General features: G+C 55.3%; 23 protein-coding genes. 14 read left to right on the top strand and 9 right to left on the bottom strand.

The window, feature by feature from the left end:
- Window positions 1-7: 7 nt before the first annotated feature.
- The 4 genes from Enr10x_RS00115 (at window position 8) to Enr10x_RS00100 (ending at window position 3,339) form a co-directional block, all read left to right on the top strand.
- A complete protein-coding gene (locus tag Enr10x_RS00115) occupies window positions 8-493 on the top strand; it encodes a DinB family protein (RefSeq protein WP_145447776.1) in 486 nt (161 codons plus the stop codon).
- A 108-nt stretch (window positions 494-601) separates the two neighbouring features.
- The gene (locus Enr10x_RS00110) at window positions 602-1,357 is read left to right on the top strand and encodes an SGNH/GDSL hydrolase family protein (RefSeq protein WP_145447775.1); all 756 of its coding nucleotides are present in this window, start codon (window positions 602-604) and stop codon (window positions 1,355-1,357) included.
- Window positions 1,358-1,513: 156 nt separating this feature from the next.
- Window positions 1,514-3,112, top strand: coding sequence for an SLC5 family protein (locus Enr10x_RS00105; RefSeq protein ID WP_145447774.1), 1,599 nt, complete (start codon window positions 1,514-1,516; stop codon window positions 3,110-3,112).
- A complete protein-coding gene (locus Enr10x_RS00100; RefSeq protein ID WP_145447773.1) occupies window positions 3,109-3,339 on the top strand; it encodes a hypothetical protein in 231 nt (76 codons plus the stop codon). The genes Enr10x_RS00105 and Enr10x_RS00100 overlap by 4 nt, the downstream gene beginning before the upstream one ends.
- Window positions 3,340-3,877: 538 nt before the next feature.
- On the opposite strand, the gene Enr10x_RS00095 is transcribed toward Enr10x_RS00100, so the two are convergent.
- Window positions 3,878-5,242 carry a DUF1501 domain-containing protein gene (locus tag Enr10x_RS00095; RefSeq protein ID WP_145447772.1) on the bottom strand — a complete coding sequence of 455 codons (1,365 nt, stop codon included), beginning with the start codon at window positions 5,240-5,242 and terminating at the stop codon, window positions 3,878-3,880.
- Window positions 5,243-5,431: 189 nt separating this feature from the next.
- Between Enr10x_RS00095 and Enr10x_RS00090 the strand changes: the two genes are divergently transcribed.
- Window positions 5,432-6,361 carry a prolyl oligopeptidase family serine peptidase gene (locus Enr10x_RS00090; RefSeq protein WP_145447771.1) on the top strand — a complete coding sequence of 310 codons (930 nt, stop codon included), beginning with the start codon at window positions 5,432-5,434 and terminating at the stop codon, window positions 6,359-6,361.
- Between the two features lie 336 nt (window positions 6,362-6,697).
- On the opposite strand, the gene Enr10x_RS00085 is transcribed toward Enr10x_RS00090, so the two are convergent.
- The 4 genes from Enr10x_RS00085 to floA all read right to left on the bottom strand — a co-directional run bounded on the left by Enr10x_RS00085 (window position 6,698) and on the right by floA (window position 11,279).
- Window positions 6,698-8,341 (bottom strand): alginate export family protein, encoded by a 1,644-nt coding sequence (locus Enr10x_RS00085; RefSeq protein ID WP_197997423.1) that lies wholly within the window; start codon window positions 8,339-8,341, stop codon window positions 6,698-6,700.
- Window positions 8,342-8,687: 346 nt separating this feature from the next.
- A complete protein-coding gene (locus Enr10x_RS00080; protein WP_145447769.1) occupies window positions 8,688-9,734 on the bottom strand; it encodes a 3-oxoacyl-ACP synthase III in 1,047 nt (348 codons plus the stop codon).
- A 141-nt stretch (window positions 9,735-9,875) separates the two neighbouring features.
- Entirely contained in the window at window positions 9,876-10,133 is a 258-nt protein-coding gene (locus tag Enr10x_RS00075) for a hypothetical protein (RefSeq protein ID WP_145447768.1), read from the bottom strand.
- Between the two features lie 210 nt (window positions 10,134-10,343).
- Complete coding sequence (gene floA / locus Enr10x_RS00070) at window positions 10,344-11,279, bottom strand: flotillin-like protein FloA (RefSeq protein ID WP_145102661.1); 936 nt, start codon at window positions 11,277-11,279, stop codon at window positions 10,344-10,346.
- A gap of 310 nt (window positions 11,280-11,589) precedes the next feature.
- On the opposite strand from floA, the gene Enr10x_RS00065 reads away from it, so the two are divergent.
- The 9 genes from Enr10x_RS00065 to hpt all read left to right on the top strand — a co-directional run bounded on the left by Enr10x_RS00065 (window position 11,590) and on the right by hpt (window position 20,697).
- On the top strand, window positions 11,590-12,069 hold the full coding sequence (locus tag Enr10x_RS00065; protein ID WP_145102659.1) for a RidA family protein: 480 nt from the start codon (window positions 11,590-11,592) through the stop codon (window positions 12,067-12,069).
- A gap of 184 nt (window positions 12,070-12,253) precedes the next feature.
- The gene (locus tag Enr10x_RS00060; protein ID WP_145102657.1) at window positions 12,254-13,501 is read left to right on the top strand and encodes an FAD-dependent oxidoreductase; all 1,248 of its coding nucleotides are present in this window, start codon (window positions 12,254-12,256) and stop codon (window positions 13,499-13,501) included.
- 19 nt (window positions 13,502-13,520) lie between these two features.
- A complete protein-coding gene (locus Enr10x_RS00055) occupies window positions 13,521-14,297 on the top strand; it encodes an aldo/keto reductase (protein ID WP_145102655.1) in 777 nt (258 codons plus the stop codon).
- A gap of 222 nt (window positions 14,298-14,519) precedes the next feature.
- Entirely contained in the window at window positions 14,520-15,266 is a 747-nt protein-coding gene (locus tag Enr10x_RS00050; RefSeq protein WP_145102653.1) for a (Fe-S)-binding protein, read from the top strand.
- A 1-nt stretch (window position 15,267) separates the two neighbouring features.
- Window positions 15,268-16,638, top strand: a complete 1,371-nt coding sequence (locus Enr10x_RS00045) for a LutB/LldF family L-lactate oxidation iron-sulfur protein (RefSeq protein WP_145102651.1) — start codon at window positions 15,268-15,270, stop codon at window positions 16,636-16,638.
- Window positions 16,625-17,251 (top strand): LutC/YkgG family protein, encoded by a 627-nt coding sequence (locus Enr10x_RS00040; RefSeq protein WP_145102650.1) that lies wholly within the window; start codon window positions 16,625-16,627, stop codon window positions 17,249-17,251. The genes Enr10x_RS00045 and Enr10x_RS00040 overlap by 14 nt, the downstream gene beginning before the upstream one ends.
- Window positions 17,252-17,398: 147 nt before the next feature.
- Window positions 17,399-19,078, top strand: a complete 1,680-nt coding sequence (locus Enr10x_RS00035) for a hypothetical protein (RefSeq protein ID WP_145102647.1) — start codon at window positions 17,399-17,401, stop codon at window positions 19,076-19,078.
- An 11-nt stretch (window positions 19,079-19,089) separates the two neighbouring features.
- Complete coding sequence (truD, locus tag Enr10x_RS00030; protein ID WP_145102645.1) at window positions 19,090-20,160, top strand: tRNA pseudouridine(13) synthase TruD; 1,071 nt, start codon at window positions 19,090-19,092, stop codon at window positions 20,158-20,160.
- Window positions 20,161-20,175: 15 nt separating this feature from the next.
- The gene (gene hpt, locus Enr10x_RS00025) at window positions 20,176-20,697 is read left to right on the top strand and encodes a hypoxanthine phosphoribosyltransferase (RefSeq protein ID WP_145102643.1); all 522 of its coding nucleotides are present in this window, start codon (window positions 20,176-20,178) and stop codon (window positions 20,695-20,697) included.
- Between the two features lie 24 nt (window positions 20,698-20,721).
- On the opposite strand, the gene Enr10x_RS00020 is transcribed toward hpt, so the two are convergent.
- From Enr10x_RS00020 to Enr10x_RS29765, 4 genes are all read right to left on the bottom strand, one after another.
- Window positions 20,722-23,211: a DNA gyrase subunit B gene (locus tag Enr10x_RS00020; RefSeq protein ID WP_145102641.1), complete on the bottom strand. Its 2,490-nt coding sequence runs from the start codon at window positions 23,209-23,211 to the stop codon at window positions 20,722-20,724.
- A 95-nt stretch (window positions 23,212-23,306) separates the two neighbouring features.
- Window positions 23,307-23,666, bottom strand: coding sequence for a DUF721 domain-containing protein (locus tag Enr10x_RS00015; protein WP_145102639.1), 360 nt, complete (start codon window positions 23,664-23,666; stop codon window positions 23,307-23,309).
- Between the two features lie 3 nt (window positions 23,667-23,669).
- Window positions 23,670-24,800: a DNA polymerase III subunit beta gene (gene dnaN, locus Enr10x_RS00010; protein WP_145447767.1), complete on the bottom strand. Its 1,131-nt coding sequence runs from the start codon at window positions 24,798-24,800 to the stop codon at window positions 23,670-23,672.
- Window positions 24,801-25,338: 538 nt separating this feature from the next.
- On the bottom strand, window positions 25,339-26,376 hold the full coding sequence (locus Enr10x_RS29765; protein ID WP_197997422.1) for a DnaA ATPase domain-containing protein: 1,038 nt from the start codon (window positions 26,374-26,376) through the stop codon (window positions 25,339-25,341).

Here is a 26,376-nt window from a genome sequence, read left to right as displayed (position 1 = left end):
CCGCGCCATGTTCGAGAACGAAATCGCCATCAACCAGCTGCAGTTGAAACAGTTCGAAACCATCATGGCCGACCTGCCCGCGGAGACCCTTTTCATGCCCGGCCAGGGGCACGGGCATCCCCCCGTCTGGATCCTCGGGCACCTCGCCATCGTCGGGGAAATGGGACAGTCCTTCCTCGGCGGCAGCATAACACACTCCTTCTGGGTGCAGGCCTTCGGCCCCGGCTCCAACGACGATGTCCAGCCGGACGACGGCTTGAAGCGCGAGGCCCTGATCGCCGCGAACCTCACCGCCTACGAGACCCTCCGCAACATGGCCAGTAAGGCAACTCCCGAAGTCACTGAAAAACCGCACGGCATTGAACTCTTCGATGGTTCCCCCATCCAGACGGTCGGCCAGGCGATCTCGCTGCTGCTCACCAATCACTTCGGCTTCCATCTGGCCCAGCTCTCCAGCTGCCGCCGCGATCTGGGTCTGCCGGCCATCTTCTGATTCGCGACCGTTTCACAATTGCATACCCACCTGCCATCGTTTAGTCTGAATCTACGCGCTGACGCTCAGCATCCCTTTAGAACCCGCATCATAGACAGGGCTAACACCATGATTCACCGCGCAACCACCTGCCTTTGCTGTTGCTTACTGCTGATAATCACCCTGTTCTCAACGAACGAACTGCCCGCCGCGGATCAAAAACCGACCACCATCGTCACCTTTGGCGATTCCACCACCGCCCCCCGCGGACCGCTGGTCGTCTATTCCACGATCCTCGCTAAAGAACTGCCTCAGCAGGGGGTCCCCGTCAACGTGATCAACGCCGGTATCGGCGGCAACACGACGCAAAACGCCGTCGCCCGCTTCGAAAAAGATGTCCTCGCGAGACAGCCCGACCTCGTCGTGATTCAGTTCGGCATCAACGATTCCGCCGTCGATGTCTGGAAAAATCCGCCGGCCACCAAATCGCGCGTCTCAAAGAAACAGTACGAGGCCAACCTCCGTTCCCTGATTGACGAATTGCAAAAGCGCAAGATCAAAGTCATTCTCATGACCTCCAATTCCCTTCGCTGGATACCGCGTATCAAAAAATTGTATGGCAAGCCACCCTACGATGCCGAAGATCCCCAGGGCTTCAACCTGTTTCTCAAAGATTACGCTCAGTCGGTCCGCGAAATCGCCCGCGAGAAACAGGTCCCCCTGGTCGACATCTATCAGGCCTTTGAAGAGTATGGCAAACAGCCTGGCCAGTCGACCGACGATCTGCTCCTCGACGGCATGCATCCCAACACCGCTGGACAGCGCAAAGTCGCCGACCTGCTGATCCCCCAGATCAAGACCACGCTCTCTTCACAGCAGAAATGAACGCCTGCCGAGGTCTCGCTCAAAATCTTCCGTGTGGAGTCGATTTTTCATTCCCGAGGCTGTAAGGTAGAGACCAACTGGCTCCAGCGCTCGTGAGGGCCTTCTGAAATAACCTGTCTTCTTCCCAGTCTGAAACGCGACCAGGGTGAGATCCACATGCAGACACTGTCGTTCCTCGATTACGCCGTCATCTTCGCCTATCTGATCGGAACGCTGGGGCTGGGACTCTATATCGGCTCCAAAATCAAAACCGGCTCGGACTACTTTCTCGCCGGTCGCCGCCTCCCCTGGTGGGCCATTGGCATGTCACTCGTGGCGACCGACATCGGCGCCGTCGACATCATCGGCACCGGCGGCGCTGCCTTCTCGCATGGTTTGGCCGTCGGCAATTTCGAATGGATCGGCTGTGTTCCCGCCATGATCATCGGGGCGTTCGTGTTCATCCCCTTTTTCTGGCGGAGCGGCGTCACCACCATCCCCGAATACATGGAGCGGCGGTTTAATGTCTCCGTCCGTTCCGCCCTGGCCCTCTGCTGGATCATCTTCATGGCCTGCAACCTGGGCATCATGCTGCTGGCCTCTGCCAAAATGATGAGCCTGCACCTGGGGATGAGCGTCAACGCCTGCATCTACCTCACCGCGATCCTCGTCGGCATCTATACCATCTCCGGCGGACTGGCAGCCGTCGTCTATACCGACATGATTCAGTGCATCATCATGATCGGGGGCTGCCTGCTCGTGCTGGTGGTCGGCATCATTGATGTCGGCGGCATCGACGAATTTCACTCGAAAATTAAAGAGCGGGAACTCGCGCAGAAAATGGAAGCCGTCGAAGGTGTTCCCCCGGCCAATGCTTCAGCAGAAGAAGAGGATCTCCTGCACACCTCGCTCATCCTCCCGGCCGACGCAGACACCCCCTTCCCCTGGACCGGAATCTTCTTCGGCCTGGCGCTGATTCTGAGCCCCGCCTACTGGATCGGTAACCAGGCCATCGTGCAGCGCTCTTTAGGGGCCGCCAGTGAGTTCGAAGCCAAAGCCGCCTATGTCTGGGGTGCCCTGCTCAAAAACCTGGTGCCGCTGGTTGTCGCAGTGCCCGGGCTGATCGCTTTCATCAAATTCCCCGAACTGAAAGATGGCGATAAAGCCTTCCCGGAACTGATTTCGCATCTGCTGCCCGTCGGTCTCAAAGGCCTGTTCCTCGCCGCCTTTCTGGCCGCGCTGATGTCCAGCATCGACTCCTATCTCAACTCCGCGTCCACGATCGTCTCCAACGATTTCTACAAACGCTTCTACCGCCGCGATGCCAGCGATGTCTCTCTGCTGATGGTCGGCCGCGTCGTCACGTTTCTGCTCGTCCTCTGGGCCATTGGCTTTTCATTCTTCCTGATGAACCGCAGCGAAGGGATCTACACTATTTTCCAGACCCTGATGGCCTTCTTCCAGGGACCTGCGTTTGCCCTGCTGATCACCGGCCTGCTCTGGCGACGGGCGACCGGCGTTGCGGCTCTGACTGGGTTCCTCGTCGGCGTCTGCTTCTCGATCATGTTGTTTGCTTTAAATCAACCCGACGTTTACACGGCACTGGGCATCGAGCCTCTGTTCCAGATCTCCGAACCGTTTCTCTACTTCTCAATCTGGGCCTTTGTCGTTTCCTTCTCGCTGATTGTCATCATCAGTCTGTGTACGAAACCGGAACCCACCGAAAAAATCGACGGCCTGGTCTTCAGTCTCAAACCCCGCAGAGGTGCAGCATGACCCCCTTGCATCACATCGGAAATTTCATTCGCGATCTGGTCGTCCAGATCCCCCTCTGGTGCGTGCGGGCCCTGTTTGTCGGCACACTGATCGCAGTCCTGGTCTGGGTGTTGAGTCTCCCTCGCGAAAACACCACCCCGGAAAACGCCACCCACTGGTATCAGAACCTCAAAGTCTGGGCCGGCCTCGCCCTCACAATTCAAATCATCATCTACAGTCTGTTCTGAACGAGTCTCGAACTGTGATCGAGAGGTAGGGGCGAACTCATGTGTTCGCCCGCCTGGCAGCGTGCAAATCCAACTCACTCTCTCAAGGGCCCCAGAGAACCTCCTCAAAACAATGGGTAAGCCCGGATGCAATCCGGGCCGAGCGCAGCGAGCAGGAAACGGACTGTGTTGCGTTTAACCAATTATCTCGCGTAGGGGCGACCCTGTGTGGTCGCCCGCGCTATCGATAAGGTTATATGAACTCCCTTTCGAGGATTTCTCTGTTTCCATGAGAAGGAGACAATCATCCGAACGTCTCCAGGCGGGCGGGCACATGGGCACCGCCCCTACGATTTGATCGTATTCCTGAGACAAATTGGGACGGTTTCTCTGTGCATTTCCTGTTGTCTTCGACAATCCCGAATTACATTCGGGACCACCCGCGGGATCAATCAATTCAAAGGTAATCCGGTTCCATTAAGAACAGCCTGCCGGGTGCCACTGTCGGCTTGCCCGACAGTGCTAAAGTGCTTTTATAAAACACCTTACAAAACCCAGATCACCCCTGCAGAATCGACTGAATCGGCTTTGCCCCATGGTCGGCCAGCGGAATCGGGCGGCCAATGTTCGACATGTTCTGCTTCTCCGGATCGAGGCCCAACGCTTTACAGATCGTGGCCATCAGATCGGGAACCGACACCGGCTGATCGACGACTTTCATTCCATCCTCACTGGTTTTCCCGACCACCTGTCCGCCGCGAATGCCGCCTCCGCCGATCACCGTCGACCAGGCCGCCGGAAAATGATCGCGGCCCGTATTCTGGTTGATCTTCGGCGTGCGACCGAATTCGCCCATCCAGACCACCAGCGTCGAATCCAACAGACCCCGCTGTTCCAGATCGCTCATCAGCGTTCCCCAGCCCGGGTCGAGTACTCCGCTCAGGCTTTCGACCGCTTCGAAATTGTCCCGATGCGTATCCCAGCCGAACGCGTTGGAACCCTGCACGCCATTCAGCGAGACCTCTACAAAGGGAACCCCCTGTTCGATCAACCGCCGCGCGAGCAGACATCCCTGACCGAACCGGTTCCGACCATAGGCATCCCGCAGGGCGTCGGGTTCCTGGTCCAGTTGAAACGCCTCGATCGCCTTGGAACGCATCATCCGCACTGCCGCCGCGTAGGCACTGCGATGACTGCTGGTCGGCACTCCCGGATGGGTCGCCTGAAAGTCGTCTTCCAGATCTTTGAGGATCGACAGCCGCGCGTCCGCCTGCTGGCGGTTGATTCCCTGCGGCAGCTCCAGATTTTTCACCTTGAGTGCCGCATCCAGATTCTGATCGTTGGCCTGCACAAAGCCGGTTCCTTCACCGACCACCAGTGGTGCGTACTGGGGCCCGAGAAAACCGGGGCCATAAGCGTTCGGACTCAGTGTCTTGTTAGGCGCAATACTCACGAAGTTGGGCAGGTCGGATTCGTCTCCCCCCAGCTCTTTACTCAACAGCGAACCCAGGGCCGGATAGCTCAACGGACCGGAAGGCAGATAGCCGGTCCGCAGCAGATAAGTTGCCCGCGTATGATCCCCCTCTTTCGTACTCATGGAACGAATGGGAACCAGGTGTTTCATCACCTTCGCCAGCTGGGGCAGATGTTCTGAAATCTGTATTCCGGGCACATCGGTATCGATCGGCTTGAAGGGACCGCCGTTCTCGTGCTTCGGCTTCAGATCGAAGGTATCACACTGACTGGGACCGCCTGACATCCAGAGCAGAATACAGGAACGCTTCCGCTGCGGATTCTGTGCGGTCTCCGCGGCCAGCCGGCGCATCCAGCCGGACATCCCGGTCCCCAGCACACCCAGTGCAGAGAGTCTCAGAAAATCACGCCGGGAGATGCTGCCGAATCGATGTCTGTTTTTGCCTGTCATGTGAGAAACCTCTGAAAATTCAGTCGTACACTTTATTTTAGCCGTTTTTCTGAAACAAATGCGAGCTTTTTCCGGTAAGAACCTGCAGCCGACGCGGCTCAATTTTTTGTTTCGAATCACCGGCCTCTTCTGGTAAGATTCGTAAAGCTCCTCATTTTATTTATCAAATCTGTTTTCGGGTCACATTTTATGTCGCTGGTTCCTCTCGTTCGCGCTCTGCCACTCTGTGCCGTAATGGTCTTAATCCCTGTCAGTAAACTGGTTAACGCCGCTGAAAAACCGGCGCTCCCTTATCAGCAGCAGAAAAATGTCGTCTATGCCGAAGTGCACGGCGTGGGGCTGTTGATGGATATCTTCACCCCCACCGGAAAATCCAACGGCCTGGCCATCGTCGATGTGGTTTCGGGCGCCTATCACTCGGACCGGGGCAAACTCCGCGATCACGAGCGGGCACAAATGTTCGACATCTTCTGCAGTCGCGGCTATACCATCTTCGCCATCCGTCCCGGCTCCATCGACAAATTCAACGGCCCCGAAATGCTGGAGAACGTAAACCGCGGCATTCTCTGGGTCAAACAACATGCCCGGGAATATCACGTCGACCCGGATCGCCTGGCACTGCTCGGCGCTTCCGCGGGGGGCCACCTCGCCTGCATGGCGGCAGTTTCTGCGGCAGATCCGAAATCGAAAACCCGCGTCAAAGCCGTCGCCGTCTTCTTCCCGCCGACCGACCTGATGAACTACGGCGGTCTGAAAATCGACATCACCGGCAGCGACCGTCTGGCACAAGCCATCCGCCGACTGATCACCCCCAAAGGATCCGAAACGATCGATGAAGACAAACTGGACAAACTCCGCACCGCCTTCTCCCCCGCGCGGCTGGTACAGCCCGGTCTGCCTCCGTTCCTGCTGATTCACGGCACCGCCGACTTCACAGTCCCGATACAACAGTCGCGCACGATGGTCGCCGCCCTGGAAAAGGCCCACGTGCCGGTCACCTTAATCGTCAAACCGGGCGGCGGACACCCCTGGCCCACGATCCACGAAGAAGTCGCGAAGATGGCCGACTGGATTGACGGGCAGTTGCAGAATCAGGAAACCCAGGTTTCCGAACCGTAGCACATCGCAATTCTCTCAACTGCTCGGGAGAGACTCTCATCAAACTGGATAAGTTCAGATTGATATCCGCGCGTAGGGGCGACCCTGTGTGGTCGCCCGCGCTATCGATGAGGTTATATGAGCCCCGTTTCGAGGATTTCTCTGCTTCCATGGGAAGGAAACCATCTTCAGAACGTCTCCAGGCAGGCGGGCACATAGGCCCGCACCCTACATCAACCGAGATCGAATTCTGTTTCTGAACAGAACGTCTGCAGTGTCAGTTTCCTGTTGCCTGCGGCAATCCCGAATTACATTCGGGACCACCCGGCCGAATGCTATGCTGATCCCACAACCAGCTTAGTACCGTACGGTCGTCTGCACATAGAACTGGGTTGCCGTATTTCGCGGCGGAATGTTCGTGCCCACGAAGTCGCCGTACCAGAACCAGGAATAACCGGCCTGCACGTTGAAGTTCGGGTTGAACTTATAGATGGCGATCAGGTCGAGTTCCTGCCCGATGTCGCGGCTGCCTCCCAGCGTTCCCACCGGTGCACCAGCGACGTTATACAGATAGTCGTTCGTGGTTGCCTTTTCGAACCAGTGGAATGCACTGACCAGGCTGACTTTTTTCGCGGGCTTCGCGTTCAGCTGCAAACTCCAGTCAAACAGGTTCTGACCGGACAGGTTGTCGATGATCCCCCAGTAAGCGTGGCCCAGCGGGTAAAGCGTGTTGAAGGTGTTGTTCGAACTGCCATTCGGATTGTGGTTACCGGAACCATAATAGAACAGACCACTCAGACGAGGCTCCCAGGGGATCTTGGTCCACGTGTGTCCCAGAACTGCAGTCCAGAACCCGGCTGAAACGCGTTTACTGTCATCGACACCGAACTGGTAAGCACCTTCGGTTTCGAAGTCCCAGATCCGGGTGACCTGACAACCATCGTCCTGAACTTTCCAGCTGTTTTTATAGCGGCCCCCGAGCGTGTGCCGCGAACCATCGGGACGATTCGGCGTGTTGGTTTCATCACGCAGCCAGAGGTAATACAGGTCGAGCAGTTCCGGACCGCCCGAGAGGAACGTCATGTAGACACCGCTGAAGGTCACCGATGTATCCGGCTTATCCCGGCCATTGTCATACCGCGAGAGTGGCTGGTTTCCGCCCCCTGTATTGACAGGATTGGTGATGAAAGCATCGATGTGTACCGATTCGGTATGATGAAAATACTTGAACCCTTCAAAGTTGCGGCGGGTGTTTGACCAGTCGAGTGGTGAGATCAGGTGCTGCGAACCATAGAGCATTTCCTGGCGACCATAGCGGAACCAGCCCGGGGCACCGTTCCATTCATGCATTTTGACATCGACAAACGCGTTCTGAATATTCCAGCGGTTAATGTCGATCGGCGTGGGGGGCAGATCGTTATCGAAGATCGAGGCGTCAAGTCCTTCAAAGTAGACGCGAGCAAAATCGCTGATCTGCAGGTCAAAGTACTGACGCCAGCGCCACAGATTGTAATCGGTATTCACAGGACCGCCCGGACGCAACCGGTTTTGCTCGTGCATCCAGCGGTGCCGCAGTTCGCCACCGACCGACAGCGTGTAAGGCGAACATTCATCGCCCAGCGGCATCTCCTTGAACCGTTCTCCCAGCAGCCAGGGATTGTTCGGATTGCTCAGGTACGCGCCGAACGTGTTATCGAAAAACAGACCTTTATAAGGATCGGGGGCCGGCTTCGGGGGTGCCGGATCATCGAATATAATCTGGTTTTCGGTCTCTTCTGTTTGATCCAACGTCTCCGGATTTGGGTTTTCCTCTGACTCGATCGTACCCGTTCCCGGCTGGAACACTTCCGCGACAGGTGTCAGTTCCGGCTCATCACCTTCATAGGCGGACTGTGCAGAAGGAGCGGGTGGGACCGAGGTCAACTCATTTTCCGCTTTGAGATCAGCTGCGGTCAAAGACGAAAGCACGCAACCGACTGACAAAAGAGAGCGTAAACGCATCTGGTAAATCCTGTCTGAAACATCCCCGAAATGAATGAGAGCGCCCTGCCTGGAAAAAAAGTCTGCGGATTGCGCATCACGCTCCGCAGACATCGATCTTTGGCGGCGAGACCGATCAGCAGGAATGGTTACTGCTCAACATCGGAACATACCGGGCAAACCAGCCATAGCGATCATTCGGATTTTCAGCGATAATCGGAACTTAGAGTTCAACCGGACTCAGGGCAGGCACCACCCTGACGAGCAGCGCATTCAGCAAAACCAAGCCAACCGCTATGACCACTACAAATTCACTCACTTGCGGGTACTAAAGCAAGCTTATTAAACGCTTGCTTTCTGGTGAGCATTACCACTGGACACCTAGCATCAGCGAATTCAGACCACTGCCGATACCCAGCAGCGCGATATGGTCGTTCTGATGGAGAATCTGCTCCTGAATGCCCAGAGCCCACGCCATCGGGAGGGCGGCAGCGCCGGTATTACCCAGTCGCTCTACGGTGGGATAATCCAGAGCAGGATCGAGGCCCAGTTTGTCGAGCAGCAGTTTCCGATGTGCTTTCCCGACCTGGTGCGTGAAGACCTGATTTACATCGGCATTTTCCCAGCCGAGTGTTTTTTTGGTCGCTTCCCAGGTGGGCACCGCCAGGTTGACGCCCGCGACCAGCAGTGATTCGGAATCGGTCTGCATCCGCGGGCGGTGATCGCCATGTTTTTGCGCTTCGACACCCCCGGCACAAAGTTCGTGGCTGGAGGTATCGGTCTGGAAGTTGCCTCCCAGCAGACGATGGCCAGTTTTGCTCAGTTTCCGGTCGCAGAGCAGAATCGCCGCGGAACCGCTGCCGATGGTCAGCGAAGCAAAATGATTTTTAATCGACTTTCGCGTCAGTGTGCTGTCTTCCAGCAGATCATCGATGGTCCCTTCCACCAGGTCGCGACCGACTTCCGTCCCCACGACAACCCCGGCATGAATCTGACCCATTTCGATCATATTCGCCAGGAAGATCATCCCGTTTAAGAGGCCCAGACAGGCGTTGCTGACATCCAGAACCAGCGCATGCTGCGGAAGCTGTGTCGCATGATGCACGCCGCTGGCAGTCGCTGGCTCCAGCTGATCCCGGCAGACGGAGCCATGAATCAGACCGCCGATATACCGGCGGTCGAACTGGCTCTCTTCCAGCAGTTGATTGACGGTCTGCGCACTGATCGAACCGGGTAAGGTGCCGTGATCAAAAAAACGACGTTCCTGGATCCCTGTCATCAGTTCCAGTCTGCCTGCGGGCAGACCTAACCGATCGTAAACCGGCGCCAGACGTGCTTCGATCTCATCCGAAGTGACAACGTGCGGGGGGAGCGTACAACTGACGGCTTCTACGCAGACATGCTCATAACGCATAAGAGGTAAAGTTTTCCCATCTCATCAGACCATAATAAAAACGGTATCGCCGCGCGACCAGGCAAGGGCCATTGCGCGCAATGCGAACCGTCCTATTGAATTGAATCTGGGAACCAAACTCAACCTAAGCGCTGGTAATTCTCAAACCTGAGCAGCACTTTGTTGGCGCGGTGAAGAATTCAGAGTCTCTTCGAGAGCGGCAATTTCTTCCAGCTTCTCGGTCCGGGTGCGGACATACTCAGGGGTGGGATCTTCCACACGCAGCTTTTCCGCACTTTTAACGTAGCGCAAGCCTGACAAAAGGAGGTCCAGTTGTTTTTCAGTAATATTGATTTTTGCGATTTCTGCCATAGGTAAACGAAAACTCTCTCGAGGTGATCCGGAGAATTCAGTCCACAACAACCTCCTGCTGCTGTTACTGACATAATATTAGTCAATCACCAGACAAAATTTCAACCAGTTTTTCCAAAAACAAATCCTGTCCGGTGCTTTATTTCATCGACTGCTCAGTAAAGTCCGCTTTGAAACCATTTCTGGTGCTGTTGAATCCCTTACAGCCGGACTGATTGAATTGATCGATATTCCTTTATTAACTGATCATTACATCAGTTAAACTGCCCTCAAATTACCCTTTGAGAACGCTTCGGCCATGGCCAGAGGCACTTCTGCTTCCGCCAGAACCACTTTCGCCTGGTTTTCCTGCGTGCGGGCCACCATTTCCTGTTCAGATGCTACCGCTTCTGCACGGCGCTCTTCGGCACGGGCCTGGGCAATTCGCACGTCGGCTTCCGCCTGATCGGCACGCAGACGGGCGCCAATATTCTCACCCACATCAATGTCCGCAATATCAATCGAGACGATCGAGAAGGCAGTCTGGGAATCCAGCCCGCGATTCAACACATTGCGGGCAATCACTGACGGATTCGCCAGAACCTCTTTATGACTTTCACACGAACCGATGGCGGAAACGATCCCCTCACCAACGCGGGCAATCACCGTGTCTTCAGTAGCACCCCCCACCAGCTGGTTCAGGTTGGTTCGCACGGTCACGCGCGCCCGCGCTTTGAGCTGAATACCGTCTTTCGCCACACCATCCAGCGTCGGACGACCGCTCTTTTTCGGATCGGGGCAGTCAATGACCTTCGGGTCCACACTGGTCTCGACGGCACTGATGATATTCCGGCCTGCCAGATCGATGGCACAGGCGGTATCCCAGTCGAGTTCGATGCGGGCCCGGTGTGCCACAATCAATGCATGCACGACCCGATGCACGTTACCACCCGCCAGATAGTGCGCTTCGAACGACTGCGTCGGAATGTCGGTCAGACCGGCCTGCACCGCCATAATTTTAGTATCGACAATGACCGAAGGCTTCACTTTTCGCAACGACATGAACAGCAGCGATAACGGATTAATCCACACCCGCGACGAAAAGGCCTGAACCCAGAGCTTCAGATACCGGGCAGATAACGCCAGTACGACGATGCCCAGAATGATAAAGAATCCAACGAGAAAGATTCCAGCGATTTGCCAAAGATTATCCATAGTCTGTGTAACTCCGTGGAAAGTAGTCGTTTTCGACAGATGCGTCTCTCAAATATCATAACTGGCTGAGGGTCGGTTCTGGAAGCATTTTTACAGGCTTTTTCCATTTTTCGTTACTGCCTCTGAGCAGAAACGGTATTTTTCCTGACCCGGATCATTCTGTTTTTCAAAAGACTCCTCCGCGGGCGATTGGAAATCCGCATCACTCGTTTTATTCTGGAACAGAGTCGGTCCCACCACCTGACCGGGAATCGACTGCCTGAAATCACTCTTTTGACCGCATCGCACTTTTTGAACACAGGAACCGACAATGAGCATCGAGGCAAAAATTCAGGAATTGAATCTGGAACTCCCTGAAGCCCCCAAACCCGGTGGAGTCTATAACCCCGTCGTCCAGGTGGATGATACGCTTTACGTTTCCGGACATGGCCCTCTCAGACCGGATGGCTCCATGCACACCGGACGGGTGGGCGATGAAATTACCGAAGAACAGGGGGTTGAAGCCGCTCGTGCCGTCGGTTTGACCATGCTGGCCACACTCAAACAGTACCTGGGTGACCTGGATCGCATTGATCGTTTCGTCAAAGTCCTGGGGATGGTCAACGCCGCCCCCGATTTCAAACACCATCCGCAGGTCATCAACGGTTTCAGTAATCTGATGGTGGATATTTTCGGCGAAAATGGTCGGGCCGCCCGCAGTGCCGTCGGCATGGGTTCTCTGCCCGGAAACATCTCCGTAGAAGTCGAAGCCATTGTCCTCCTGAAAAAAGAAGTGCGGCCCTCGCTCTGATAGTAAACGCGTCAGAGCCGTAAACCGGGGGCTTTTTCCCCTGAACTGATAACATGAACACTGTTTTTGCCCCGATTCATCTTCCCGAATCGGGGTAGAGATAGTAAAAAGCGACTTCCAAGTCTGTTCATTTTGACGTTTTAGGAGAAGAAGCACCTTCTCGCCTTGAGAAAGGATTCTCATCGTGCCTGCGGTAGATCTGATCATTTTCGGGGGAGGCATTGCCGGCCTCTGGACCTTGAGCGAAGCCACGCGCCTGGGTTACCGGTCCATTTTGCTCGAAGCTTATGAACTGGGCAGCGGACAGACCATCGCTTCCCAGGGGATCATTCACGGCGGACTGAAATACACGCTGCAGGGGATGATGACCGGTTCCGCACGCGGCATCCGCGAAATGCCCCTGATCTGGAGAAAGTCTCTCGCCGGCGAACAGACTCCCGATCTCACCCGCACCGAAATCCGCTCGCCACACTGTTACCTCTGGCGCACCGATTCCCTCTCCTCCCGGCTGGGCATGTTTGGCGCCAAAATGGGCCTCCGCGTCGCCCCCCGCAACCTGACCGACGACGAAACCCCGTCCGTCCTCAAAGGCTGTCCCGGTTCGATCGGCGTCATGGAGGAACAGGTAATTTCTCCCTGTAGCCTGATTTCCAATCTGGCCCAGGCACATAGCGACTGCATTTTTAAATACGATCCTGATCAACTGACCTTCGATACAGACGCCAGCGGCAACATCAACGCAGTAGAACTGCAGACCTCGTCTGATACGAAACTCAACATCAACACGCAGGCGATCCTGTTGACGGCTGGCAATGGCAACGAAGCGCTTCACGCACAGGCCTGCCCGGGTACGAAGTCTCCTGCCGCCCCTTTCATGCAGCGACGGCCCCTGCACATGGTCCTCGTCCGGGGTGACCTGCCCCCCTTCAATGGTCATTGCGTCGATGGCGCCAAAACCCGGGTGACGATCACCTCCGATACCGACTCGCAGGGACGCACTATCTGGCAACTGGGAGGCCAGATCGCTGAACAGGGCGTCGGTCAGCCGCGCCACGAACTGATCTCTCACGCAGCCCGGGAACTCACAGCCGTCATGCCCGGCATCAACCTGAAAGGCCTGGAATGGAACACCTATCAGGTTGACCGTGCAGAGGGAGCCACGAAAACAGGGCTTAGACCGGAATTGCCTCAACTGGTGACAGAGGGGAACCTGATTACCGCCTGGCCGACCAAACTGGCATTGGCCCCCCGCCTGGCTGAAGACGTGTTAGCCGGTCTCTCAAAACAGGGAATCACTCCCTCGTCTGCAGACGACAACTGGCAGGCAGCGTTGCTGCAGTTACCGCGCCCCGAAGTCGCCCAGCCCCCCTGGGAAACCGCAACCGACTGGGTGACACTGGATGATGCCGAGTCCCGCACGAACGCTGCCTGAATCAGAAGGAAACTGCACCATGCAATATCGTCCCCTGGGAAAGACCGGTGCCTCCATCAGCGCGCTGGGCTTTGGCGCTTTTAAGATTGGCCGCAACCAGCAGATCAAGTACAGCCAGGCTTACGACCTGCCCGATGATGCCACTACCGAAGCACTGCTGAATTCGATTCTCGATCTGGGTATCAATCACATCGACACTGCGCCCGCGTACGGCATCAGCGAAGAACGCATCGGCCGCTTTCTGTCACACCGTCGTCCCGAATTTCTGCTCTCGACCAAAATCGGTGAGACCTTCGAAAATGGTCAGTCTACCTATGACTATTCGCGTCCCTGCCTCGAAGCGAGCCTGGAGCGCAGCCTGCGACGTCTGAAAACCGATGTGCTCGACCTGGTCTTCATTCACTCGAATGGACAGGATCAGGAAATCCTGCACGAAAGCGCTGCTGTCGACGTCCTGCAGTCGTTTAAAGACGCTGGCAAGATTCGCTGGATCGGTCTCTCCGGGAAAACGGTTGCCGGGGCGACCTCCGCACTCGACTGGGCCGATGTGCTGATGGTCGAATACCATCTCGAAGATCAGTCACACGCCGAACTCATCCAACAGGCCGCAAACCAGGGCGTCGGAATTCTGGTCAAAAAGGGGCTGGCCTCCGGGCATCTGCCCGCCGAGGAGGCGATCGCGTTTGTCCTGGAAAATCCTGCGGTCAGTAATCTCGTCGTCGGTGGTTTGAACCTCGCTCACATTCAAACCAACTGGCAGACCGCAGCAGCCGTCTCCATGCGACCGGCAGCGTAGTCGCTCCGAATCGTCTTCTCATTCCAGACAGGCGAATTTCGCAGGAAAATTTAATATTTCCGCACCCGGTCGTTTCAGAGTAAATATACAGTGATTTCCCACCCGAGTCCCCCTTTCTCCAAGCGCGGTCGGCTTGGCATTCGGCTTTGATCGGACTATAACAGGAACAGAGCCTTTGAATAAAACCCCACGTATTTTGAAACCCCTTTTGAGTTTCCTGCCATGGCGCCCAAAGTTGGCCTGTTTATCCCCTGTTATGTTGATCAGCTGTTCCCCCAGGTGGGAATTGCGACTCTGAAAATTCTGGAACATTTCGGCGTCAAGGTCGACTATCCGGAGAGCCAGACCTGCTGTGGTCAGCCGATGGCAAACACCGGCTGTACGAATGAAGTCGGCCCGCTGGCCAAACGCTTCGTCGATATTTTCAAACCCTACGACGCCGTCGTCTGTCCGTCGGGAAGCTGCGTCTCCATGGTCACGCATCACTACGATGAGTATTTCCAGAACGATGCCGACTACGAAAACCTCAAAGGCAAAACCTACGAGTTCACAGATTACCTGACCAGTGTCCTGGGCGTAAAACAGTTCTCGGGGCGCTTCCCTCACAAGGTCGGCTTGCATCAAAGCTGCCACGGCCTGCGGGAACTCCGCCTGGCCAGTTCCAGCGAAGTGGTCGGCGAACCCTTTGGAAACGCACGGGCACTCCTCGAAAGTATCGAGGGAGTCGAAATTACCCAGCTGCAGCGGCCCGATGAATGCTGCGGCTTCGGCGGAACGTTTTCTGTCGCCGAAGAAGCGGTCTCCTGCATGATGGGAGAAGACCGCGTGCACGATCACGAACAGGCTGGCACCGAAGTCTTAACCGCACTCGACATGTCATGCCTGATGCATCTGAATGGCATCATCCGCCGGCAGAACAAACCGATCCGCGTGATGCACATCTCTGAAATTTTTGCTGAGTGTTTATAATATGCCTTCACATCCCCAACTAGCAGCCGAATTTATCCAGGACAAGGACCGTGCACACTGGCATGATCAGTCGCTCTGGTTTGTCCGCTCGAAACGGGACAAAGCCGCCCAGCAGCTCCCCGAATGGGAACTGCTCCGCGAACAGGCTTCCCAGATCAAACAGCACACCGTCTCCCGACTGCCTGATCTACTGGAAGAATTCGAACGCAACGCGACCGCTCGCGGCGTGCACGTCCACTGGGCCCGCAACGCGACCGAACACAACGAAATCGTGCACGGCATTCTCAAAAAACACAATGTGAGCCGCGTCGTCAAAAGTAAGTCGATGCTCACCGAAGAATGTCACCTCAACCCCTACCTGGAACGGCACGGCATCGAAATCATCGATACCGACCTGGGCGAGCGCATCGTCCAGATGCAGAATATGCCCCCCAGCCACATCGTGATGCCCGCGATTCACATCAAAAAAGAGGAGATCGGCGAACTGTTTCACGAAAAACTGGGAACCGAAAAAGGGGCCACGGATCCACAATATCTGACGGAAGCCGCCCGCCAGCATCTGCGTCAGAAATTTATCCAGGCCGAAGCCGGCATCACCGGCGTTAATTTCGCCATCGCGGAAACCGGCGGCTTCGTCGTCTGTACCAACGAAGGCAACGCGGACCTGGGAACCTCGCTCAACAAACTACACATCGCCTGTATGGGCATCGAAAAGCTGATCCCCCGCGCAGGCGATCTGAGCGTCTTCCTCCGGCTGCTTGCCCGCTCCGCCACCGGACAGCCGATTACCACCTACTCCTCTCACTTTCATGGACCGGCACCAGGACAGGAAATGCACATCGTCCTGCTGGACAACGGTCGCAGCGAAATTTCGGGCAGCGATGAATTCCGCCGCTCGCTGAACTGCATCCGTTGTGCCGCCTGTATGAATACCTGCCCCGTCTACCGCCGCAGCGGCGGTTACAGCTACAGCAACACGGTTCCCGGCCCCATCGGTTCAATCCTGGGTCCCGCTCGCGATCCCAAAGCGAACTCGACGCTCCCCTTCGCCTGCAGCCTCTGTGGCTCCTGCACCGATGTCTGCCCGGTCAAAATCGACCTGCACCATCAGTTGCTCACCTGGCGAAAAGAAATCCGCGTCAAGGGGTTCCTCCCCTTCTCCAAGCGGCTCTCCATGAAAATGATGTCCTGGATGATGCAGGTTCCGCGGCTCTATAAACTGGGTGGAAAAATGGCACGCTGGATCGTACCCAAACTGCCCCGCTTCCTGTTGTATAACCGCCTGAATGACTGGGGCAAACAGCGGGAACTGCCTGAGTTTCCCAAACAGAGTTTCCGGGAATGGATGAAACAGAATCATGACAAGCAGTAAAGACGAAATCTTAAGCAAGCTCCGGAAACAGTCGGTTCCCCCGGTTGAATTACCCGATCTGGAAGCACCCGAACTCACGCAGCGGTGGATTCAGTACCCCGATCCCACTGCGCAATTCGCCGAGGTCCTCTCCGGCGTCGGCGGAGTCTGCTACCAGGTCAAAGACATCGCGGAAGCAAATCAAAAACTGGCAGAGCTCGCCGCCTTCTCTGAAGCGAGAAAAGTCTGCTCGCAGATTTCCGGGTGCGGCGATCCGAACGTCTCGATTGCTGAAATTACCGACCCCCACGATTTCGAAGACATCGACTTCGCCATTCTGCCAGGGGAATATGCCGTCGCGGAAAATGGCGCCGTCTGGATTACCAACGACGGCGGTCCGGCGCGGGTGCTCTATTTCCTCGCCCAGCATGTCGCCCTGTTCGTTCCCGCCTCCGCAGTCGTCAACAACATGCCTGAAGCGTATCAGCGACTCGCGTTCGCCAGCAACAGCTTTGGTACCTTCATGTCCGGTCCCTCCAAAACCGCCGACATCGAACAGTCACTGGTGATCGGCGCCCACGGTGCACGCTCCCTGTCCGTCTTCCTGGTCGAGGATGCTTTTCAGACGAACTGACCGGAAATTCTGAAATATTTGTAACCCGTTTCCGTTCAGACAGGTACACTGGATCAGACAGGCCTGTTCCCGCTCGGGATCCGTCCTGTCCTGTTTTACATCCCATACCCGTTCTATCGCTCTTCTTTGACAATAAGGGGTTCCGCCGTGCAGACACAGTTGATGCCTTCGCTTTTCAAACGTGTGACTCTCACCCTTTCGTTTCTGACCTTCAGTACGCTGGCCCTGGCGCAGTCAAAAACCGACGAACCCCGTAAAGAACAGATCGACTGGAATAAACCGATCGCTGTCGCCTCCATCGCCAGTATCGACCGGGTCCTGGACGACATCGACTATATGTTTGCCACCATCGATAAACCCGAGTATCCCGCGATGATCAAAGGCTTTCTGGCCCAGTATCGCAACCTGGAAGGCATCGATAAAACCAGGCCATTGGGAGCCTTTGTCTTTCTGAAAGAGGGCATCTCCCCGCAGCCTGAAGTCGTCGGTTATATCCCCATCAAAGACCTGGACGCCCTGAAACAGACGCTCGACGAAGTCGGCTTTTTTCTCAATCCGGTCCCGGACACTAAGGATCGTTTTACAGTTGCCCTGCCTAACTTCTCGCTGCACCTCAAACTGGCCCACGATTACGCCTTCGTGCAGATCAAAAGCGAAGCCCTCGACCGGGACTTTTACAACCCTGATGAATTCACCAGACCGCTCGCGGAAAAATATGACATCGCAGCGTCCCTGCTGCTGAAGAACGTCCCTGAACCAATGCGGATGATGGCCGTCGACCTGGCCAGTGCCCGCATCGATCAGCAGCTCCAGCAGAAACCGGGCGAATCAGACATCCAGTTCCAAAGCCGCAAGGCCACAACGATGCTGATTTTCAAACAGTTCCAGTCCGTCGCCAATGATGGTGCCGCACTGACGCTCGGCTATGAACTTTCAAAACAGAACAAAAAAATCCTGCTGCATTTCGGAATCGAAGCCAAACCGGAAACCGACTTAACAAAACAACTGGAAGAACTCTCTCGAAAAGCGAGTCAGTATTCATACCTGAATGCAGCCGACTCCGATGTACTGGGCTATACCGTCTTTCCTTTGAACAAAGATATCGAACAAAAGATGCTGCTCGACGTGATCGAAAAGTCAAAAGCCGATGTACCTCCTGTCTTTCTGGGCACCGCAGACAACCCCGGGCCGGCAGCCAAGATCCTGAAATCGGCCGAATCGACGGTCCGCTCCGGAAAGCTTGATGCACATGTCAAACTGGTTCAGAACGGCGCAGAGAAACTGGCTCTGATCGGTGCCTTGAAGCTGACGGACGCCGCTTCTTTTAAAGCGGGACTGCAGGAATTCTTCGATCTGATGGCCCAGGCAGAAGATACCGAGGGGATCAAAGCGAATGTGACAGAGGTGGAAGGCGTCGCCATTCATCAGATCAGTCCAAATGGCGTCAAACAGAATGCCCGCGACATCTTCGGTGAAAACCCCGTCATCTTCCTCGGCTGCAGCGATGACGAATGCTGGATTGCCATGGGGGAACCCTCCTGTCTTGAGCTGCTCCAAGCTTCGATTACCGCTGCCGGCAAAGAAGGCAAACAGCTGAAACCCGGATCTCCGTTTCTGTTCTCGCTCAAATTTACTTCCGTTCTCCCCCTGGCTGAACAGAAAAATAAGGACCCGGAATTTGTGGAATCCGCCAAAGTCGCCTTTGCTACCGGTGGCGACCTGATGACCTTTTATCCTAAAATCACCTCGAATCAGGTCAGTCTGAACCTGGAACTGGGTGAAGGGTTCATCCGGCTGATTTCCCTGGCGATTGCCAACAGAAAATAGAATTCCTCCGTATGTCTGAGTCCGAAATCGAAACACTCCCTTTTCTGACGCCAGACTTACCGGGGATCGGCGGCCAGCTGAAACAGACGCCCGAAGACTTCGTGGTCGAGGAAATTCCCGTCTACGAACCCACGGGCGCCGGCGAACATCTCTTCCTCTGGATCGAGAAACGGGATGTCTCAGCTCCCTATCTGGTCAAAATTCTCAGCCGGGAACTGCAGCTCAATCCCCGCGATATCGGCGTCGCGGGACTCAAAGACCGCTTTGCCGTCACGCGTCAGTATGTGTCCGTCCCCGCGACCTGTGAACCGCTGGTCGAAACTTTCGAATTCACCGGCATCCAGATTCTCAAAGCGACCCGTCACGAGAACAAACTCAAAACGGGCCACCTCAAAGGCAACCGCTTTTCGCTCGTTGTCCGGAATACGGAAGACGACGCACTCGTTAAAGCACAAGCCATCGCAAAATCGATCACACAGAATGGCTTCCCGAATTACTACGGTGCTCAGCGCATGGGACGCGACAACGAAACCTTCGAGATGGGTCTCAAACTGCTCAGAGGGGAACGTGTCCCCGGGAAATATCTGCGGAACAAGGCACTCAAACGGTTGGCCCTCTCGGCGGTCCAGTCGGCCCTGTTCAATCGCGTGCTCGCCAACCGCCTCCAGGCCGGTCAGTTGTTTACGGTGCAGGCCGGCGATGTCATGCAGGTCTCTGCGTCCGGAGGCCTGTTTGTCGTCGAATACGTCGCTGCGGAACAACTGCGATTTGATCAGGGAGAAACGATGATCACCGGTCCCCTGTTCGGCCCGAAAATGAAACAGCCTGCCCAGGAAACATCCGCACAGGAACAGCAGGCACTGAGTGACTTTGGACTGGAGCCGGAGCAGTTTACCCGCTATAAGAAACTCACCGCGGGGACCAGGCGGCCGTTGCTGATCCGGCCCGCAGCACTCCAGCTGGAGTCGGCAGAGAATGGGGTCTGCTTCGAGTTCACGCTCCCCTCGGGCGTCTATGCCACCATGCTGCTCAGGGAGTTCATGAAAACAGAAGCCGCCGGGGATATGACAGAGACAAGCTAACGAAAGGATCTCGCTGTGAAAGTTCTCATTGACCAGGACCAGATCAACTCCAGAGTGATAACGCTGGGACGCGAACTGGCCCAGGAATACCAGGGTCGCCCTTTGACGATCATCGGCATCCTCGCCGGCAGCCTGGTCCTGCTGGCCGATCTGATTCGTGCTATCGACGTGCCTCACCAGGTCGGACTGCTCCAGGCCTCCAGCTACCGCGGGAAATCGACGAAACCGGGCGAGCTGTTTGTCAATCTGGACTATCTGCCCGATCTGGCGGAACGGGATGTCCTCCTGGTCGATGACATCTTTGATACCGGGAAAACGATGCAAACCGTCGTCGCACAAATCAGCGAACAGGAGCCTCGCTCACTGAAAACAGCCGTCCTGCTCTGGAAAGAGGAAGCGACCGAAGTCGACTTCGAACCGGACTATCACTGTTTTAAAATCCCGGATCACTTCGTCGTCGGCTACGGCCTGGACTTCAACAACGAGTATCGGCACCTTCCGTTCATTGCTTCCCTGGAAGGCTCCGATCTCGTCTGATCTCTGACTTGAGAACCTCGCTGATTAAATATCGAGGTTCTTCACGTCCAGCGCGTGTTTCTCAATGAACTCGCGGCGGGGTTCCACCACATCACCCATCAGCACCCGGAAGATTTCATCGGCAGCGGCGGCATCTTCCATGCCGACCTGCAGCAGGACCCGGTTTTCCGGATCCATACTGGTGTCCCACAGCTCTTCTGAGTTCATTTCGCCCAGCCCTTTGAAGCGGGTCAGCTTCAGGCCTTTTTCACCCAGATCACGCAGGGAAGGTAACAGCTGTCGCAGGCTGGTCAGCCGCACGTTGCTGTTGCCGCTGTGGATCGTAAAGGGGAAGATCGGTTCCCCGTTCCGGTTGCCCGGCGAATAGAAATCCTTCAATGCGATGCCGTAACCCTTGAGCTGTTTCAGGAACTCATTGATCGAGCGGATCTCGTGAATGTCCGTAACCTGCAACGCACCATCTTTGCCGAAGTCTTCTTCATCCTCTTCGGAATCGGCTGAGGAATCACCGTTTTCATCGGCAATCCGCAATTCTTCGCCCCGCTTCTGTTCTTCCTCTTTCAGGAATTCTTTCATCTCATCCTGTGAGGTGAACCAGAACTGTTCCTTACCCAGGAAAATCCGGTACTGAGGCAACAGTCCGTCTTCGGTTGCATGATTCTGGGCCAGGAATTTAAGGTCAATCCCGCGACGATCCAGTGTTCCCAAAGGCTCTTCGAGTTCACCGACCAGCTTGACCAGCTTATCGAGCATTTCCGCTTCGAATACGGTGCCGTCCTCACAGGTCAGGTTGGCATCGCCCAGGGCCAGTTCCACCAGCTCGTTCATCATCTCTTCCTGGGTCTGCACATAACGTCGCTTCTTGCCTTGTTCAACGCGGTACAACGGAGGCTGCGCCACATACACACAGCCATGATTGACCAGCTCCCGCATGTGGCGGAAGAAGAAGGTCAGCAGCAGGGTTCGAATGTGGCTGCCGTCCACGTCGGCATCAGTCATCAGAATGATTTTGCCGTAGCGACGTTTCGTGACATCATCAAACTCAGCTCCCGGAGGAACACCGACGGCTTTGAAGATGTTGGAAATTTCCGCATTATCCAGCACTTTGACCAGCTGGGCTTTTTCCACGTTCAGGATCTTACCACGCAGGGGCAGAATTGCCTGGATGTTCGAATCGCGACCGGTATCTGCAGAACCACCGGCCGAATCCCCTTCGACCAGGTACAGTTCGGTGATGTCCAGTTCCCGGCTGCGGCAGTCACGGAGCTTTTCAGGCAGGCCCCCCGTCGTCAGGGCTCCTTTGCGGCGTACCATCTCACGGGCCTTCTTGGCGGCTTCGCGGGCTTCCGCTGCCAGCAGACCTTTCTGGGCGATCTTCTTGGCTACCGTTGGGTTCTCTTCAAAGAACTTCATCAGCTTCTCGTTAACGACCGTCTGGACGATCCCTTCCACCTCGCTGTTCCCCAGCTTGGTTTTGGTCTGACCTTCGAACTGCGGATCGGGCACACGCACGGTAATCACCGCGGTCAACCCTTCGCGGAAGTCATCGCCACTGGGGGTGAAATCCTTGAACAGATTCGCTTTTTTGCCGTACGCGTTAATCGACCGGGTCAAGGCTCCGCGGAAACCGGAGAAGTGCGTACCCCCTTCGATGTTGAAAATGTTATTCGCAAAACAGCGGACATTTTCAGTTGAGCCATCGTTGTGCTGCACGGAGATATCGACCTGGACGCCTTCCATTTCTCCCTGGATGGAAATGATTTCCTCGTAGAGCACATTTTCCGTCCGGTTCAGGTAACGGACGAATTCCACCAGTCCATCTTCGTAGTGAAACTCATCCGACTGCCCGGAACGTTCATCGGTAATCCGGATTTTGACACCCGCATTCAGAAACGCCAGTTCCTGGAGGCGTTTCGTCAGAGTGTCGTAGACGAATTTCGTATCAGGGAAGATAGTACCATCGGGTTTAAAAGTAATCCTCGTTCCGCTTTTATCGGTTTTAGCCAGCTGCTGCAGTGGTGTTTTAACAATGCCCGCGGCGAAATCCATCGTCCAGACATGCCCTTCCCGGCGAACCTCGGCTTCCAGCCACTCACTGAGTGCATTGACCGCGGTAATCCCGACGCCGTGCAGACCACCGGTTCCGGTTTTGTAGCCCCCTTCACGGTCGAATTTCCCCCCGGCGTGAATCTCCGTCAGCACCACTTCGAGTGCCGGACGGTTATTCATGTCAGGCATCGCCCCCACCGGGATGCCACGCCCATCATCACTGCAGGTTACACTGCCGTCCGCGTTGATTTTGACATTGATGACCGAAGCGTAACCGTTCACACATTCATCGATGGAGTTATCCACGATTTCATACACCAGGTGATGCAGACCGCGTAATGTGGTATCCCCGATGTACATGGCGGGCCGGGTGCGAATCCCTTCAACACCTTCCAGGGCACGAATGTTCGATTCATCGTAGCCCGTTTTTTTCAGGTCTCCCTGACTCTCTTGTTGATCGCTCACGCTAATTTCACTCCCGTGAATTATTGAACCGTTTCTGACTTTGGAAACGATCTCTGATTAGTGATGGACGGCAGACAGAAATTTCCCATTCCATTTTACCCCTGTCTGCTGTCCTGATTTGTTTTCGATTTCAAACGGAACCGCATGTCGCGGACGTTCTGTTTTCCATACTCTTTCTGCAGTTTCTGCAGCAGTGACAGCTTGTGGAACGAATTCAACTCGTTCAACAATGCCGAATTATCCACGCCGATCTGGACGATCCGATTTTTGATTCCCAGAATCGACGTCTGGCTGGCGATCTTTTCGCCGGCCACCTGTTCCCAGGCCTGTTTCAGTCGCTGATCCCCCTGAACCCGGGCCAGACCTTTCATCGCAATCAGTTCGGAGAGCACCTGAGAGACAGGGATCGCTGAAGGGATCGCGCGACTGGCCTTGAATTCGTACTGTTCTGACATGAATTACCGTGCCTGTGAGAGTGGCATGATCACGTAGGTGTAACCATCGTCGGTTTTGAGGACCGCAGCGCTGTCAGAATCGATCAGCTGCAGCTGGATATGAGCCGCCGAATCCAGGGCTTTCAGGAAATCTGCCAGATAACGCACGTCGAACGTGATCACGATCTCCTCGCCTTCGTAGGGAATCGGAATCTCGACTTTCGATTCCCCCACGGACGCCGCCACACTCTTCAGCGTCAGCAATCCGCTGTTGAAGATGAAATCCACGCCCCGGGTTTCGACGTCGGTCACAATCTGAGCCTGGCGGACGGCACCGAAGAAGGTTCCGACTTCCAGGTCGATGCTGTGTGTCGTTTCCGGAGGAATCACATCCCGATACTTGGGGAAGCGCCCTTCAACCAGGCGGCCGAAGATGGTGGAACGACCGCTCTTGACGATCACGTCATTGGCCCGGATCGCAATCTGAATATTCCCCTCATCGCCGGTCAGGCTTTTTTCGATCAGCGTCATCGCCTTCGCGGGAATCACGGGCCGGTTGTTTTCATACGGTTCCGATCCCTGGTAGGAACAGGCTGACTCGACCATCGCCAGTCGGCGTCCGTCGGTCGCTGCAAGGGTCAGTTTGTCGCCCTCCACGTCGAACAACACCCCACCCAGAGCATAGCGGGTGCTTTCGGGATCGGTGGCAAACACGGTCCGGCGGATCATTTCCCGGAAGGACTGAATCGGTACTTCAAAGAAATTCGATTCGTTGAAGGTTTCGACGGCAGGGAACTCGGAGGGATCGTGCACGGACAGACGGAATTCGCTTTTGCCGGCAGCAATCAGGATCATGTCCTGGTCTGTTTCTTCCTCTTTTTTCAGTTCGATCTCAACCGAATCGGTTGTTGCTTCCCGCAGAATGGATACCAGCTCGTGTACCGAAAGCAGGATCTCACCGGGAACCACGACTTCCACTTCTTCGAAGTCGTAGCGGATGCTGACTTCGAGATCGGTTCCACTCAAAGTTGCCTTGCCGTCTCCTGCCTCAAGTTTGGCGCACTTCAGAATTTCCTTCGGAGTGCGAGAACTGATGACGCTTCCAATGATCTGGAAGCCGGACAACAGGGCCGATCGTGAACAACTGAGCTTCATGTTTGAGTCAACTTTGTACTAGATTGAGATTGGAAAAATGAGCTGCCCCGCATGTCCTCGAGAACTCTTTCCGGCAGCTGAAATTGGTCGATTTTCTGGTCCCTGTATTTTATGTGATTCAGCCCGTTTTCACAATCATTTCAGTACTGCGAATCTCGACATGCCAGGGGTTTTTCAGAACCCTTTTTCTCTAAAAAATATTTAATTTATTATTAGTATTATCAGGGGCAGGAGAAAAGTGTTGAGAAATCGAACAGAGTTGATGTAACTATTTATCAGTAAATATGTTGTATCTGTTGTGGTGGCGGGGTTTTCTGTCGATAACTCGTCAGTAGAATGCGGAGGCAGAGCGGAGAAGATGATGAGAGTGAGGGGGGCCTGTGGAAACCGTTTTCGGGCGCGTTCAGAACCTGGAAAACGCTCCACATTTCTCGACCGGAAATCAACAGGTTATCCACAAAATGGCCGCCAGACATCGGCAGAATTCGGGATAGAATTCTTTGACTGACCGCTGAGGGTTCTGTGAATTTCCTGTCTGTCATAAAAGGTATACCCCCAGTTGTTGTTTGATGCGAGAAAGCTGCTGGCGTAATCCGGGAGATTTCTCGAGATCGTTCTGAATTTGACGGCAGGCATGAATAACCGTGCTGTGGTTCTTGCGATTAAAATAATTTGCGATTTTCGCTAAAGATTCATCGGTCAGCTCCCGCGACAGAAACATCGCGCATTGTCGCGGCAGAACAATCTGCTGGGACCGGTTGGCAGAGCGGATATCGGCCAGCGTGGTTTTGAATTCCCGGCAGACGGCCCGCGTGATTTTGGCAGTACTGGTGCGGGGAGGTTCCAAATTCCCCTGCAGGTATTGCTTGACGAACCGGGCATCCAGGGGCTGTCGATTGATGCGGCTGACCGTCTGCAGCTGTTTCAGCACTGCGTGCAGTTCACGGGGGGAGTACTCCTTCTTTTGAGCAATGAGCGCCAGTTCTTTCGTTCGCAGGGGAATCGATTCTGTATCCGCCCAGAATTCGAGTAGATCCAGTCGGCTCTGGTACTCAAGGGGCAGGATCGCTGCACATACGCCGCCATGAAAGCGGTTGGTCAGTTTTTTGAGAAAGTGATCCAGCTCACCCGGAGGCTTCGTCGAAGAGAGGATGACGCGGCCTCCCCGGGCGTGTATCTCATCCAGTACTGAAAGCAGTTCCTGCTGCGTATGAGACCGGTTTTCCAGGCTGTGCACGTCCTCCAGCACCAGCAGATCGAGGTTACGCAGTGCTTTCTGGAATTCGGCAATCTGTTTATTCGACGAAGCCAGGGCAAAGCGGGCCGCGAATTCGCTGGCAGTCAAAAACTCACAGTTCGCCTCGGGATGGAGCGCCAGGTAATCGGGCAGCAGGTGGGAAATCAAAGCGGTTTTGCCGCATCCGGAGGGGCCATACAGGTAGATCAGCTGGGGATCCGGAGTCTCAACAGAGTGCAGTAACTCGGTGACAGCCGTGCCGGCGTACTGATATTCCGGGCAGACCTGAAAGGGCTTATCGAATAACTGCTGCTGAGATTGACCGGATTTTGACATCAT

This window comes from Gimesia panareensis (assembly GCF_007748155.1).
Taxonomy (GTDB): Bacteria; Planctomycetota; Planctomycetia; order Planctomycetales; family Planctomycetaceae; genus Gimesia; species Gimesia panareensis.
Note: the sequence above shows the minus strand (reverse complement) of the source record. Positions and strands in the feature narration are given on the sequence as shown.